Below are 14,270 nucleotides of genomic sequence, written 5' to 3' on the forward strand. Positions count from 1 at the left end.
TTCCGATGACCACCCAGCCTGCCCACCACGACACCCTTTCCGGTAACGGCACGACGACACCTTCGGCCACGGCTCGCAAGGTCGGATACGTGCTCAGTGGCCTGTTCGTCCTTTTCATGCTTTTCGACGGCATCATCCACATTCTCAACCTTCAGATCGTCAAGGATGCCTCGGCCGAATTGGGGCTGCCGGACTCGCTGGCATTGACGGCCGGAGTTGTGCAGCTGATCTGCCTTGCGCTGTACGTGATTCCGCGAACGTCGATATTCGGCGCGATTCTGCTCACCGGTTATCTGGGTGGCGCTGTGTTGACCAACCTTCGAGCTGAACAGCCTCTGCTGAGCACAACCTTGTTCGCCGTCTACACCGGGATCGTCATGTGGGCGGGACTGTATCTCCGAGACGAGAAGGTTCGCGAGATCATCCCGGTGCGGCGGGCCTGAAATCAGACCTCCGAAGGGGTTGCGTGGGACGCGGTGTCCCATTATGTTTGACCTCATTCAAGTCCGTCGACTGCAATCGACGGACTGGCCGTGAGGAGACACCGATGGCTCGGTCAGCGTCGATCGAAGTGGAAAAGCCGTACCACGAGGTACTGCAGACTTTGTCCGAGGGCTCAGTTGCCCGCAGTTTCGATCCCTATCTCGACATCGACTGGGATTCAGCAGATTTCGCGATCAATCCACATGATCCGAGGTGGGTACTCTCGTCCGTCTCGGACCCGCTCGGAGCGACGCAGTGGTACCAGAATCAGTCGTTGGAGCGTCGAATCGCCATGGGAATGTGGCGTCAGGCGAACGTGACCAAGGTGGGTTCGGCCTTCGAGAGCATCTTGATCCGGGGAATGCTGCAGTACATCATGGCGCTGCCCAACCAGTCGCCGGAGTTCCGCTACTGCTTGCACGAGATGACCGAAGAGTGCAATCACATCCAGATGTTCCAGGAACTCGTCAATCGCATGGACATCGACGTGCCGGGTATGCGTCCGATGTTCCGGCGACTCTCGCCCGTCATCGGAGTGCTGGGTGCCAAGTTCCCGGTCATCTTCTTCATCGGCATTCTGGCTGGTGAAGAACCGATCGACCATTTCCAGAAGGACTTGATCCGCGAAGGCAAGGACACTCCGCCGGCGATGCTCCGCACGATGGAGATTCACATCGCCGAAGAAGCGAGGCATATTTCGTTTGCGCACGAGTTCTTGCGCAATCACGTCCCGAGGCTCAGTCGTACGAGTCGGGCGGTTACGTCGGTGGCCTTCCCCGCTACGATGCGTTGGCTCGCGGGCGAAATCATGTCACCGCCAAAGGAATTCGCCGAAGAATTCGGCATCCCGGACGAGGTGATGAAAAGCGCCTTCTGGGGAAGCCCGCATTCACGCCGCATTCTGGGTAACTACTTCGGTGAAATGCGAGCCCTGGCGGACGAACTCGGGTTGATGAACCCGGTGTCGAAGCGCGCGTGGCGAAAGCTACGCATCGACGGCGACTATGCACGCTATCGTGGCGAGCCCAAGCGCTCCGACAAGTCCCGGAACTAGTCGGGCCGCGACTGTGCGTCGGAGGACACCAGTTCAGCGATGAGCGTGGACAATTCGACATGAGGATCTATCGTGAGTCCGCTCGAGCGGGCCACGCCGTCGAACATGTACCAGGTGTACTTCGCGAGATCGGCGACGATCTCGTCGCGGCTCGGTTTCGGATCGGCGCTTCGGACCCAGTGGGTGAGGGTGCCCTCGACCATCGTCACCACGGCAAAGGGCAGTGAATCGAAGGGGGAGGAATCGATCCCCACGGATCGACCGACTTCGGTGATGGTGGCGCGGGCCGAGTCGGCGATCGTCGCCTTCAGGCTGCTGATCGCGTCGATGCTCTCGTCGTCGTAGTCGGTGGGGCCGGTACCCATGAACTCGTGAATCCGAGGATGTTCGGTGATCCACTCCGCTACGGCACTGATGGTGCGAGTCAGAATCTCGTCGAGAGTGCCGACCGAAATGCTCATCGACGCATCCAGGGCAGCCGCGAATTGGCCGAGCACAAACGCGCGGACTCGTCGATCGAGGTCGTCTCGTCCGCTGAATTGCCGGTACACCACCGACTTGGCGAGGCCGGCACGGTCGGCGATCTGCTGAACGGATACTTCGGCGCCTGCCGCCCGCTCTTCGATCAGTTCGACTGCCGAGGTGAGTATCCGTTTCTGGCGCTCGGAGTTGTGCCGCTCCCACCGAGCTTCGCGACCGGTCAACTCTGCAGTGGCAGGTTGCGCAATTGCGTCGCTCGGCATCGGGTCAGTCTATCCGGACACCATCCAGCTCGGGATCGGGCGCGGCATCGAGCGTTCACGTCGGTACAACGTGGGACACTGAACCAGTGAGGTTGTATCGAGACACGGCGGTGGTGCTGCGCCTGCACAAACTGGGCGAGGCCGACCACATCGTCACGTTGCTCACCCGCCAGTTCGGGTTGGTGCGTGCCGTGGCCAAGGGTGTCCGCCGAACCACCTCCAAGTTCGGTGCCAGACTCGAACCGTTTGCTCACATCGACGTGCAACTACTTCCGGGCAAGAATCTCGACATCATCACCCAGGTGCAGACGGTCGATGCGTTCGCCACCGACATAGTCGACGACTACAGCCGGTACACCACGGCCTGCGCCGTACTCGAAACTGCCGAGCGGTTGGCCGGTGAGGAACGCGCGCCGGCCCCGCAGCTTCAGCGATTGACGGTGGGAGCACTGCGCGCGATCGCCGAGCAGGCGCGGCCGGTCGAGTTCGTGCTCGACGCGTTCTTGTTGCGAGCCATGGGCTATGCGGGTTGGGCGCCGGCCCTCGAAGAGTGCGCCCGCTGCAGCGCTCCGGGACCGCACCGTGCATTTCATGTCGCCGCCGGCGGAGCTGTGTGTACCTACTGTCGCCCGGCAGGTGCTGCGACGCCGTCGCCCGGAGTGCTCGACTTGATGGAAGCGCTGCTCCGAGGGGAGTGGGAGGGCACCGATTCGGCGCCCGCGACGCTGCGGACGCAAGCCAGCGGACTGGTCGCGGCGCATCTGCAGTGGCATCTCGAGCGTCAATTGCGGACGTTGCCGCTGATCGAGCGTTCGAGGCCGCATGCAGCCGTCGAGGTCGACTTGCCCGTGAGGCAGGATGGAACACGTGATTCGACGACGCGAACCGCGAACTCCGCTTGACTCTGCTGCTGATCGGGTGATCCGGCCACCGGACCCACATCCGTCCGGAGCGACCCCGCCGATCCTGCAAACCGAACTCATTCCGCGCCACGTCGCGCTGGTGATGGACGGCAACGGACGGTGGGCGCAGGAGCGCGGTCTGCCGCGAACCGCCGGGCACGAACGCGGTGAAGCGGTCTTGATGGACACGGTGTGCGGGTGCATCGAGATGGGTGTCGAGTGGCTCTCCGCCTACGCTTTCTCCACCGAGAACTGGAAGCGCAGTCCCGACGAGGTTCGATTCCTGATGGGCTTCAACCGTGACGTCATCCGCCGCCGACGCGACGAGATGAACGAAATGGGTGTGCGGGTTCGCTGGGCCGGTCGTAAGCCGCGCCTGTGGGCCAGCGTGATCAAGGAACTCGAGATCGCCGAAGAACTGACCAAGAACAACACAGTCATGAACTTGACCATGTGCGTGAATTACGGTGGCCGGGCCGAAATTGCCGATGCGGTAAAGGAAATCGCGAAGCGTGTCGCGGCCGGTGAGATCAATCCGGACAAGATAACCGAGGCGACGGTGGCGAAGTACCTCGACGAGCCCGACATGCCCGACGTCGATCTCTTCCTGCGTCCGTCGGGGGAACAGCGGACGTCCAATTTCTTGATCTGGCAATCCGCTTACGCCGAAATGGTGTACCAGGAGAAGCTGTTTCCCGATTTCGACCGCCGCGACCTATGGGCCGCCTGCGTCGAATACGCCTCACGCGACCGTAGATTCGGTGGCGTCAAATGACAGGGGAGAACATGACCGACACCACCGACGAAGCAGCCCGCCTTCAAGAACGCGCGGCCGCCTCGCTGGCGCATTTCGTGACGGTCGATGTGGCTGCGGACGGCTCGCTGGGTTTCCAGTACTCCGGCGCGCTGTGCTCGATCCAGGCGATGAACCTGTCCGAGGGTCTGGACGTGCTGTCCATGACGTGTGTTCTCGCGTGGGACCGACCGGTCAGCGCGGCATTGCACCGCAAGGTGGCCGAGCGGAACCGGACCATCCAATTCGGTTCGATCGCGGTATTCGGCCACGGCAGTCTGGCGGACGTCATTCTGCGGTACACGTTCCCGGCGGCCGGACTGGACGACGAGGCACTGACCACGATGTTGCTACTCGCGCTCACCGGCGCCGATACCGCGCGTCAGGGTTTGATTCCCTGACGCGCTCGGGTGGGGTTCCGTTCCTCGACGCGCTCAGTTGCCGGCGCAATCGCGGCAGGTGCCGAAGATCTCGACGGTGTGACTCACTTCGGTGAAACCGTTGTCCTCGGCGATGGTCTGTGACCACTGCTCGACCGTCGGACCCTCGACCTCGACGGTGAATCCGCAGTTGCGGCACACCAGGTGATGGTGGTGCCCGGAGGAACAGCGTCGGTAGACGGACTCACCCGTGTCGGTGCGGAGGACGTCGATGGTTCCGGCGTCGGAGAGTGCCTGCAGCGTGCGGTAGACGGTGGTAAGGCCGATGCCTTCACCGCGCTTGCGGAGTTCGTCGTGCAGTTCCTGTGCCGATTTGAATTCGTCGATGTCGTCGAGCAGGGCGGAAATGGCGCTGCGCTGTTTCGTGGAACGAACGCCGACGGTGGCCGGTCCACGTTTCGAGGTTGTACTGCCCGGAGTGTTCATGCGGTGGAATCTCATCCTTCTTCGGCGTGGGCGACAGCGTCGACGACGATGTGTGCGAGGTGATCGTCGACGAGTCGATAGAGAACTTCTCGTCCGTTGCGCTCGCCGCGGACGACGCCCGCTGCTTTGAGTACGCGCAGATGCTGGCTGATGAGTGGCTGAGTGACACCGAGGGCGCCGACGAGTTCGTGAACGCAACGCTCCGACTCGTGCAACTGGAGCACGATCGCGATGCGAACGGGTGCAGCCAGTGCCCGCAGAATTTCGCCGGCTGCCGCCAGGGTTTCCTTGGGCGGCACGGGCGCGGGAGGTGCGGCTTCGAACGGATCGTGCGTGTGTCCGAGGTCGGAATGATCATGGCTTTTGTGGAGATCGCCGGTATCCGCAATGCTCACAGCGAGGCTCCTTCGAGGGGTTGATCATGATGTCCGGGCATAGCCATCTCACCACATTATTGCAAATCACTTTCATTTTGATATGCACAAGTATGCATGTCAACCTTGGACGGAAGTGCGTGGCAGCCGCCAGATAGGCTGATGGTGCGAAAAGCGCACGAAAATCATGCATCTATTACCCAGATGGAGAGCAATCGAGTGGCACCCAAGTCCAAGATCGAAGCCGTTGTCAATCTCGCCAAGCGGCGAGGCCTGGTCTACCCCTGCGGTGAGATCTACGGCGGTACCAAGTCCGCATGGGACTACGGCCCATTGGGTGTCGAGCTCAAGGAGAACATCAAGCGTCAGTGGTGGCGCAACATGGTCACCAGCCGCGAGGACGTCGTCGGCCTCGACTCCTCGGTGATCCTGCCCCGCGAGGTGTGGGTCGCATCCGGTCACGTCGGTGTCTTCAACGACCCGCTCGTCGAGTGCCTCAACTGCCACAAGCGTCACCGTCAGGATCACCTGCAGGAGGCGTACGCGGAGAAGAAGAAGCTCGACAACCCGGACGACGTCTCGATGGATGTCATCGGTTGCCCCGATTGCGGCACCATCGGCCAGTGGACCGAGCCGCGCGACTTCAACATGATGCTCAAGACGTACCTCGGCCCCGTCGAGAGCGAAGAGGGTATGCACTACCTTCGCCCCGAGACCGCCCAGGGCATCTTCGTGAACTTCGCCAACGTGCTGACCACCTCGCGTAAGAAGCCGCCGTTCGGCATCGGCCAGATCGGCAAGAGCTTCCGCAACGAGATCACCCCCGGCAACTTCATCTTCCGCACCCGCGAGTTCGAGCAGATGGAGATGGAATTCTTCGTCAAGCCGGGTGAGGACGAGCAGTGGCATCAGTACTGGATCGACTACCGCCTCGACTGGTACACGGGCCTCGGCATCAACAAGGACAACCTGCGTCTCTACGAGCATGCCCCGGAAAAGCTTTCGCACTACTCGAAGGGCACGACCGACATCGAGTACCGCTTCCACTTCCAGGGCAGCGAATGGGGCGAGCTCGAAGGCATCGCGAACCGTACCGACTTCGATCTCTCGACGCACTCCAAGCACTCGGGCACCGAGCTGAACTACTACGACCAGACGACGGGCGAGCGGTACACGCCGTACGTCATCGAACCGGCGGCCGGTCTCACGCGTTCACTGATGGCCTTCCTGGTCGACGCGTACACCGAGGACGAGGCACCCAACTCCAAGGGTGGCGTCGACAAGCGCACGGTGCTGCGCCTGGATCGTCGACTCGCACCCGTCAAGGCCGCAGTTCTGCCGCTCTCGCGTAACGCGGACCTGACGCCGAAGGCAAAAGATCTTGCAGCGCAGCTGCGTCAGAACTGGAACGTCGAGTTCGACGACGCCGGCGCCATCGGTCGTCGTTACCGTCGCCAGGACGAGATCGGTACGCCGTTCTGCATCACGGTCGACTTCGACACTCTCGAAGATCAGGCTGTGACGGTGCGTGAGCGTGACTCGATGGCGCAGGAACGCGTCGCCCTCGATCAGGTGGAAAGCTACCTGGCTGCACGGCTGATCGGTTCCTGATTCGTTCGAAGCTGACGGGCGGTCCTTCTCAATCGAGAAGGACCGCCCGTTTTCTCTATCCTTGACGGATCTTCAGGCGCAGGATCGAAGCTATGAGAAAACTCAGCGTGACCAACAGCGTGACTCTCGACGGTGTCATGCAGGCACCTGCTGGGCCGGACGAAGACCGTCGTGGCGGATTCGAGCACGGTGGATGGGCGGCGCCCTTCAACGATTCCGTCATGGCACAGAAAATGGGGGAGGGGATGGCGAAGAAATCGGAGTTGCTCTTCGGACGTCGAACCTACGAGAACTTCGCCTCCTACTGGCCGTTTCAGACCGACAATCCGTTCACCGAGGTGCTCGACAACACGCAGAAGTACGTAGCGTCAAGAACTTTGGGTGAACCGCTGCCGTGGAAGAACTCGACCTTGTTGAAAGGTGATGCCGCCGACGCGGTCGCCACGCTCAAGGAAAGCGAGGGCCCGGATCTGGTGATTCTGGGCAGCGGCGACTTGATCACGTCTTTGGCCGAACGGCGACTCGTCGACACCTACACTCTGCTGATTCATCCGCTGGTTCTCGGAACCGGGCGCAGATTGTTCCCCGACGGAGCTGCGCTCGCTCAGTTCACCCTCACCGAAAGTGCCCCTACGACAACAGGCGTCATCATCGCGACGTATCAGTTGAGCTGGAACAGCAGTTGAGCTGAACAGCAGCTGAGCTGAACACATCGGGGAACTCGCCGAAATGCCGGCTCTGCCAGCGCTGAGTTCTGACTGCTTGCGTGCTGGTCGGCGTAACCCAGGGCGCATAGACCCGGATGGCGCGCTTACCACCTGAGAAGTTCGTCGACACGATGTCGTGTTCGACGAGGGTTTCGGTGGGAAAGACGAAGTGCCCCACATGCTCTTCGTCGTAGACCTTCACCACGAACAGCATCACGCCGTCTCCGGTGTCGAAGGGGCGGATGGGCCCGGCCTCGGAACGGCGCCACAGTGTGACGAACTGACCGAGCTTGGTCGGCGTCGTCTTGGCGGTTCGATAGACGGTGGGGAGGCCGTTGACGGTCAGCGTGTGAGCGCTGTATTCCGCACCCTCGGGCTCGGGAATCGTTGTGGACCAGGTAAATCCGTCGGCGTTCATCGGGGCCGATGATGCCACGGACCACCGACAACCTTCGTGACGAACGCTGTCGGTGGTAGTCCCGCTTCAGGCCGTAGGCACCTTGTCGAGAAACCCGAGGACGAGCGTCACCCGGCCGTCGTCGTCGCGTTCGAGTACGTCGAACCCGTCGATCAGTGACCCGGCCCCCGCCGGGCCGAGAGCCCAGCCGAATCGAGCCTGTCGGTGATGCGCGTCCACCGGTCCGACGAGGGTGAAGTGCATGCCCGGAAATTGTTGCTGCACAGCGTTGATCATCGCGTCGATCTGATCGTGTCCGGTGACGTCCGCGAGCGGATCGGTGTAGCGACCGTCGGGTGCGAACAGTTGCTCGATCCGTGCTTTACGGGCGGTGGTATCGGTTTCGTTCCACATGTCGATATAGGCGTCGGCGATTGCGTCGAAGTCGCTCATGGTCGCTCCCTTGATCAGTGTCCAGTGGTGAAGATCCGGCGGTCGCGCCGGCTGAGACCACTGTTCCTCCGAAACTGTTTCGGGTCGATTACCTCGGAGGTCATGGCCTCGGCTACCTCGGGTCGCTAACTTGAGAGAATGACCTTCGAGACGATGGACGTGGGCACCGAACTCAAAAGATGGCGGGAGCGGCGAAGGCTCACTCAGCTAAGTCTCTCGGCAGCGGCAGGAGTGTCGACAAGGCATCTGAGCTTCATCGAAACCGGCCGCTCCAAACCCAGCCGGGACATGATTCTTCACCTGTCCGAATGTCTGGATGTTCCTCTACGACAACAGAACACGCTTCTGCTGGCAAGTGGTCATGCGCCGGAGTACTCGCAGAAGTCGTTGGCGGAAGCGCCGATGTCAGCGGTGAGTGAGGCTATCGATCGCATCATCGAAGCTCATGATCCGTATCCGGCCGTGGTGGTCGATCAGCAGTGGGAGATGGTCGCCGGGAACCGCGCCGTGGGGATCCTGACCGAGGGCGTCGCTGCATTCCTCCTGGAACCACCGGTCAACGTATTGCGACTGAGCCTGCATCCCGAGGGCACGGCGCCGCGGATCGTGAACCTCGCGCAGTGGCGTGCCCACCTGCTCGCACGGCTGGCTCGGGAAGTGGAAGTCAGTGCCGACGAACAATTGTCGTCGCTGCTCGACGAGTTGCGCACGTATCCGAGTGGAGGGGAGTGGCACGACGACCGCGCGAATTCCCTGCTGGTTCCGTTGCGGGTCCGCGCCGGCGACACCGAACTGGCGATGTTCAGCACCACCACCGTGTTCGGTACGCCGCGCGACGTCACGCTCGCAGAGATCGCGATCGAATCGTTCTACCCGTCGGACATGCAGACGGCCGACTACTTCCGATCGGCCGCACAGGTCACAGAGACTTCTTGCCGAACTTGAGCTTCCACGGCACCAGCGCCGACTCCAACTGAACCGAGAGACTCATCTTGGAGACACCTTCGGTGCGCTCCTCGAAGCGGATGGGAGTTTCGGCGATCTTCATGCCACGCTGAACAACTCGGTAGTTCATCTCGACCTGGAATGCGTAGCCGTTGCTCTGCACCGATTCGACGTCGATGTCGCGCAAGGTCTTTGCATGCCACGCCTTGAAGCCGGCAGTTGCGTCCTTGACGTGCAGTCGCAGAATTGCGTTGACGTAGAAGTTCGCCCAGGCGGACAAAGCCTTGCGATGCCACGGCCAGTCACCGGCCACTGCGCCACCTTCGACGTAACGGGAGCCGAGAACGACTGCGGCATCGGTCGTGGTGAGGATCTCGATCATGGCGGGGATCGCTTCGGACGGATGCGAGAGATCCGCGTCCATCTGAATGACGATGTCGGCGTTCTCCGCCAGAGCACGGCTCATGCCCGCGACGTACGCACGGCCGAGTCCGTCCTTGACCGTGCGGTGAAGCACTCCGACCGGGATGGGACCATCGATACCCAACTTGTCGGCAACCTCGCCTGTGCCGTCGGGGGAGTTGTCATCCACCACGAGGACGTGCAGGTTCGGGATCTTCAACGCGGCGAGGCGATCGACGAGCTTTGGCAGGTTCTCACGCTCGTTGTATGTAGGTACAACGACGGTTATCTGCGGGGCGACGCTTTCCATAACACCTTCGTATGATCTGTGATCCCGACTTGCCGGATGAAGCGTACGACGAGTGCGGTCGTGAACAAAGTAGGGATTTTACTACCTCGACGGGATCCGTCAGAACCGGCCGCCGCCGCCTCGACTGGTGCGGCCGCCGCCACTACCGCCGAAACCACCGCCGCCGCCACCGCGACCGGAGCGTCCGCTGCTGCTCGGTCCGCCGTACGAACGGGGCCCTCCGCCACCTCGCAGAATGCTGTTGATCAGGATGCCGCCGAGGATCGCTCCTGTCGCATCGCCTCCGCCACCGCGGGGTCGGTGGTTTGCTTCCCACGTGTTGACGTCGTTCTGCGCTGCGCGAAGCGAATGCGTCGCCAGGGTGGTCGCGGCCTGGGCGTGTTGCAGTGCTTTCGACGGATCCGAAGCCTGCAATTGCTGGGCGGCCTGCAGGTGCCGCTGAGCTTCTGCGTAGCGAGTGCGGGCCTCGGCCCCGATCGCGCCGCGCCGGGTTCCGAGGAAGTCACCTGCAGCGGTCACCTGAGCCTGCGCGGCCAGAATGTCCTGGGCGAGGCGCTGCTGTGCACGTTCGAGCTGCTGCTTCTGTTCCTGAGCGTCGGCAAGCAGCGCGTCGAGTTGGGCGTCGGCCGCGACGATCTGGTTGAAGGCTGTCAGCGGATCACTGTCCTTAGACGTCTGAGCATTCGCCAACGCTGCCTGGGCCGCGGACTTCGCGTCCGCCAACTTCTGCCCGCCCTGCGCCAGGTAAGCATCCGCAGTGGTGATGCCCTGCTGGACGTCGTCCATCGCGGACGGAAGCGTCGCTATGGCGTTTCGGATGTCGTCGGCGGCGTGATCGACGCCGTCGAGTAGTTTGCGCGCCTGATCGAGAGCCGCTTCGGCAGTGCGAATCGCGGTGACGGCAGCGCCCTGCTTACCGGCCGGCAGCGCCGTCGCGTCTCGGCCTTCCTCGATCGACTTCTCGGCGAGCGTCAGGCGCTCACTCGCCATCGTGACGTTGTTCACGACAGATGCCAGCGTCGGCGCGGGAAACTGATCCTTCAGTTTGGTCAGGATCGCCTCGGACTCGGGCAAGCGCACGCTGAGAGAAACAACACTCTGCGTCAGCGCATCGAGGCGTGCCGGGGCGTTGATGAGAAGGTCGCGGAGTCCGTCGAACTCCTCGACGCGAGCTTCGAGTTCTTGGTCGGCTCGACCACACGAGGAAATGATGTCGATCAGCATCTGCCGGCGTTGATCGGGAGTTTCCGGGATGGCGTCGTCGAGTCGCTGTCTGATCGCGAAGGCGTCCGCGAGAGTCGCCTTTGCCTTGTCGAATGCGGCGGAGAAGGGCGCAACTGCGGAATCTCCGAACTCGCTGCGAGCCAGATCGAGTTCCTCCTGGCTGCCGGCGATCGCGTTGTCCGTCTCGACGAGGATCTCCTTCGCCCGCTCGTCGAGGGTGGGCAGCGGAAGCGCGTTGAGGCTGGCGAAGTCGTCGGGGGCGATGTTCTTCGCGGCTTCGACGCTTGCCTTGTTCTTGTCGTTCTTGCGCTTACGTGAGTACAGGACCACGCCGCCTGTCCCGACCACCACAGCGCCGCCCGCGATGAGAAGTGTTCCGACTCCCATTCCGCCGCTCGTGTTGTTCGCGTCGCCGAGTGCTCCAGCTGCGGCGATTGCCGCGCCGGTCCAATCATCCTCGGCGAGAGCTGGTTCCACGGCGTCGGTATTGATCGATTCGATGTCGGAATCCGTGATGTTGCTCAGCTCAGCCGGGACATCGAGGTAGTAAGCACGCTCTGCCGTGGCAACGGCAAGCAGGACGGACTTGGTACTCAGCGTCGACTTCGTGGCGGTCTGCTGTGCCCATGCCTGGCCACCCAGGTTGTTGAAATCGGGGACGAACGCGACCCACAGATCGATCTGGTGGTCCTCGCTTAGTTGATCGATGGCGGCTTGGATATCGCTGCGTTGCCCGGCGTCGAGGACCCCGGAGGTGTCGGTGATGTGATTCGGCAACACCATCGGGGCGTCCGCCGAGGCGAGCGCGGGACTGAAGACGAGCGCCAGCAAAGCGAAAATCGCAGCGACGGCTGCGGCGCTTCCCCGACGCCGAACGGGTCGGGTGGTTGTCCGACTCTGCTCTACCGAGGACAACTGCGCGAAGTGTGGTGCGAGGGCCATGACGCAAATCTATCCGTTGTGGCGCGTCGGCATCGGAGGTGATCGCCGCGAACTGGCAGAATTGCGGGAGTGAAACCTGCTTTCGGTAACCGCCCCCACGACCCATCACCCTCACGGGCGGGCGGCTTCGGGGCAGGATTGGCTCGCTGGACGCGCCGACTGATCGCCGGAGCGCTGTTGATCGCCGTGGTTCTGGTCGGGGGTACTGCGTTCCGGGTGTGGCAGGTGGCACGCATCGACGACACACGACCGGCCGACGCGATAGTCGTTCTGGGCGCGGCGCAGTATTCCGGCACTCCGTCGTCCGTGTTCGAGGCCCGACTCGAGCAGGCGTACAAGCTGTACAAGCGCGGAGTGGCTCCGCAGATCATCACCGTCGGCGGTAAACAAGAAGGTGACGAGTACACCGAAGCGGCGTCGGGAAAGATGTATCTGACCGATCGCGGAATTCCCTCGAGTGCGATCACCGCTGTGGAGACCGGTTCGGACACACTGCTCAGCATCGACGCGGTGAGTGCCGAGATGTCCTCGCAGGGAATCAATTCCGCTGTCCTGGTCAGTGACCCGTGGCACTCCTTGCGAACACGGACGATGGCCCGCGACACGGGACTCCAGGCGTGGACCGCCCCTACCCGTCAAGGCCCGGCTGTCTTCACCCGCGAATCCCAGTTGCACGGAATCGCCCGTGAAACCGGCGCGCTGCTCTGGTATCAGCTCACGCACTTCTCGGCAGACTTCCCCTACACGGCAGGGCAATAGAACCATGACAGCTCACACCACCTACGGAGGCGGCACCTACTCCGAACACGACCTCGAACGTCGTGTCGTCGAGGCGCCGAAGCGAGCAGGGTTGCCTGGTTCGCAGATCGCAGCGGCGCAGCATCGTTCGGACTTCTCGCGAGATCGGGCCCGTGTCCAACACTCCGCGGCTTTGCGACGCTTGGCCGACAAGACCCAGGTTGTCGGCCCGCGCGACGGTGACACACCTCGTACGCGGTTGACGCACTCGATGGAGGTCGCACAGATCGGGCGAGGGATTGCCGACGGACTCGGGTGCGATCCGGACCTGGTGGACCTCGCCGGTCTCGCGCACGACATCGGGCACCCACCGTACGGTCACAACGGCGAGAAGGCCCTGGACGAAGTCGCCAAGGACTGCGGAGGTTTCGAGGGCAATGCGCAGAATCTGCGGATACTGACCAGCCTCGAACCCAAGATCCTGCGCCCCGACGGTCTGAGCGCAGGCCTCAATCTCACCAGGGCGTCACTCGACGCAGCCATCAAGTACCCCTGGACCCGCCCTGAGCCCGGCGCGAAGTTCGGGGCATACGACGACGACGCAGAGGTGCTCGCCTGGGTTCGCGAGGGTGCGCCCGACCGACGGCAATGCCTGGAAGCTCAGGTCATGGACTGGGCCGACGACATCGCGTATTCCGTGCACGACGTGGAGGACGGCGTGATCGCAGGCCGTATCGACCTTCGCTCGCTTGCCGATCCGTCCGAGCAGCGCGCACTGGCAGAACTGGGGGCCTCCGAGTTTCGGGGGTTGGTAGTCGACGATCTGATCGAAGCCGCTCAACGGTTGTCCGAACTCCCTGTCGTACGCGGGGTCGGAAGTTTCGACGGAACGCTCGGAAGTTCCGTCGCGTTGAAGAATCTCACGAGTGAATTGGTGGGTCGCTTCGCCACCGCGGCGATTGCCAGCACCCGGCTGACACACGGTGACCGACCCCTCTCGCGGTATCAAGCCGACCTCGACATACCCGAGGCCGTCGCATCCGAGGTGGCATTGCTCAAGACAGTGGCGCTGTACTACGTGATGTCCGACGCCGGACACAAGGCGCGTCAGGATCGGCAGCGTGATCGTGTTCATCGCGTCGCGGAATGGCTGTTGGCAACCGCGCCGGCCGGGCTCGATCCGATACTGCTGCCCGCGTGGGAGCGAGCCGCGGACGACGGCGCTCGGGTCCGGGTAGTGGTGGATCAGATCGCGTCGTACACGGAGAGCCGGCTGGAACGGGTGGACAAAGCGAGCCTGGGCGCGCAGGCCAGCTGGGGCTGAGC

General features: G+C 62.6%; 17 protein-coding genes. 10 read left to right on the plus strand and 7 right to left on the minus strand.

The window, feature by feature from the left end:
- Window positions 1-5 precede the first annotated feature (5 nt).
- Together DBV08_RS25430 and DBV08_RS25435 are read left to right on the plus strand one after the other, a co-directional pair.
- Window positions 6-443, plus strand: a complete 438-nt coding sequence (locus DBV08_RS25430) for a DoxX family protein (RefSeq protein WP_124569270.1) — start codon at window positions 6-8, stop codon at window positions 441-443.
- A 104-nt stretch (window positions 444-547) separates the two neighbouring features.
- Window positions 548-1,537 (plus strand): diiron oxygenase, encoded by a 990-nt coding sequence (locus DBV08_RS25435; protein ID WP_124569271.1) that lies wholly within the window; start codon window positions 548-550, stop codon window positions 1,535-1,537.
- Here DBV08_RS25435 and DBV08_RS25440 read toward each other — a convergent pair.
- Window positions 1,534-2,280 carry a TetR/AcrR family transcriptional regulator gene (locus DBV08_RS25440; protein ID WP_095969778.1) on the minus strand — a complete coding sequence of 249 codons (747 nt, stop codon included), beginning with the start codon at window positions 2,278-2,280 and terminating at the stop codon, window positions 1,534-1,536. The genes DBV08_RS25435 and DBV08_RS25440 overlap by 4 nt on opposite strands.
- An 86-nt stretch (window positions 2,281-2,366) precedes the next feature.
- Here DBV08_RS25440 and recO point away from each other — a divergent pair, with 86 nt between their 5' ends.
- From recO to DBV08_RS25455, 3 genes are read left to right on the plus strand one after another with little or no spacing between them, the layout of a single operon-like run.
- A complete protein-coding gene (gene recO / locus DBV08_RS25445; RefSeq protein ID WP_029255636.1) occupies window positions 2,367-3,182 on the plus strand; it encodes a DNA repair protein RecO in 816 nt (271 codons plus the stop codon).
- Window positions 3,139-3,957 carry an isoprenyl transferase gene (locus tag DBV08_RS25450; RefSeq protein ID WP_003944543.1) on the plus strand — a complete coding sequence of 273 codons (819 nt, stop codon included), beginning with the start codon at window positions 3,139-3,141 and terminating at the stop codon, window positions 3,955-3,957. The genes recO and DBV08_RS25450 overlap by 44 nt, the downstream gene beginning before the upstream one ends.
- The gene (locus DBV08_RS25455) at window positions 3,954-4,376 is read left to right on the plus strand and encodes a YbjN domain-containing protein (RefSeq protein ID WP_019749000.1); all 423 of its coding nucleotides are present in this window, start codon (window positions 3,954-3,956) and stop codon (window positions 4,374-4,376) included. Before DBV08_RS25450 ends, DBV08_RS25455 begins: the two co-directional genes overlap by 4 nt.
- 33 nt (window positions 4,377-4,409) lie before the next feature.
- Here DBV08_RS25455 and DBV08_RS25460 read toward each other — a convergent pair whose 3' ends face one another.
- Both DBV08_RS25460 and DBV08_RS25465 read right to left on the minus strand, forming a co-directional pair.
- Window positions 4,410-4,841, minus strand: a complete 432-nt coding sequence (locus DBV08_RS25460) for a Fur family transcriptional regulator (protein ID WP_095969984.1) — start codon at window positions 4,839-4,841, stop codon at window positions 4,410-4,412.
- A gap of 11 nt (window positions 4,842-4,852) precedes the next feature.
- The gene (locus DBV08_RS25465) at window positions 4,853-5,236 is read right to left on the minus strand and encodes a metalloregulator ArsR/SmtB family transcription factor (RefSeq protein WP_003944457.1); all 384 of its coding nucleotides are present in this window, start codon (window positions 5,234-5,236) and stop codon (window positions 4,853-4,855) included.
- A gap of 198 nt (window positions 5,237-5,434) precedes the next feature.
- Between DBV08_RS25465 and DBV08_RS25470 the strand changes: the two genes are divergently transcribed.
- Entirely contained in the window at window positions 5,435-6,826 is a 1,392-nt protein-coding gene (locus DBV08_RS25470; RefSeq protein WP_095969985.1) for a glycine--tRNA ligase, read from the plus strand.
- Between the two features lie 92 nt (window positions 6,827-6,918).
- Complete coding sequence (locus DBV08_RS25475; protein ID WP_124569272.1) at window positions 6,919-7,512, plus strand: dihydrofolate reductase family protein; 594 nt, start codon at window positions 6,919-6,921, stop codon at window positions 7,510-7,512.
- Here the strand turns inward: DBV08_RS25475 and DBV08_RS25480 are convergent.
- Entirely contained in the window at window positions 7,475-7,969 is a 495-nt protein-coding gene (locus DBV08_RS25480; RefSeq protein ID WP_124569273.1) for a MepB family protein, read from the minus strand. The genes DBV08_RS25475 and DBV08_RS25480 overlap by 38 nt on opposite strands.
- A gap of 48 nt (window positions 7,970-8,017) precedes the next feature.
- Window positions 8,018-8,383: a nuclear transport factor 2 family protein gene (locus DBV08_RS25485; protein WP_124569274.1), complete on the minus strand. Its 366-nt coding sequence runs from the start codon at window positions 8,381-8,383 to the stop codon at window positions 8,018-8,020.
- A gap of 138 nt (window positions 8,384-8,521) precedes the next feature.
- Here DBV08_RS25485 and DBV08_RS25490 point away from each other — a divergent pair, with 138 nt between their 5' ends.
- Window positions 8,522-9,328 carry a helix-turn-helix domain-containing protein gene (locus DBV08_RS25490; RefSeq protein ID WP_124569275.1) on the plus strand — a complete coding sequence of 269 codons (807 nt, stop codon included), beginning with the start codon at window positions 8,522-8,524 and terminating at the stop codon, window positions 9,326-9,328.
- On the opposite strand, the gene DBV08_RS25495 is transcribed toward DBV08_RS25490, so the two are convergent.
- Complete coding sequence (locus tag DBV08_RS25495; RefSeq protein ID WP_003944487.1) at window positions 9,303-10,040, minus strand: polyprenol monophosphomannose synthase; 738 nt, start codon at window positions 10,038-10,040, stop codon at window positions 9,303-9,305. The genes DBV08_RS25490 and DBV08_RS25495 overlap by 26 nt on opposite strands.
- 99 nt (window positions 10,041-10,139) lie before the next feature.
- Window positions 10,140-12,206 (minus strand): TPM domain-containing protein, encoded by a 2,067-nt coding sequence (locus DBV08_RS25500; RefSeq protein WP_124569276.1) that lies wholly within the window; start codon window positions 12,204-12,206, stop codon window positions 10,140-10,142.
- Window positions 12,207-12,275: 69 nt separating this feature from the next.
- On the opposite strand from DBV08_RS25500, the gene DBV08_RS25505 reads away from it, so the two are divergent.
- Complete coding sequence (locus DBV08_RS25505; protein WP_095969784.1) at window positions 12,276-12,965, plus strand: YdcF family protein; 690 nt, start codon at window positions 12,276-12,278, stop codon at window positions 12,963-12,965.
- Window positions 12,966-12,969: 4 nt separating this feature from the next.
- A complete protein-coding gene (locus tag DBV08_RS25510) occupies window positions 12,970-14,268 on the plus strand; it encodes a deoxyguanosinetriphosphate triphosphohydrolase (protein ID WP_124569277.1) in 1,299 nt (432 codons plus the stop codon).
- Window positions 14,269-14,270 lie beyond the last annotated feature (2 nt).

Source organism: Rhodococcus sp. KBW08, assembly GCF_003852455.1.
Lineage (GTDB): Bacteria > Actinomycetota > Actinomycetes > Mycobacteriales > Mycobacteriaceae > Rhodococcus_F > Rhodococcus_F baikonurensis.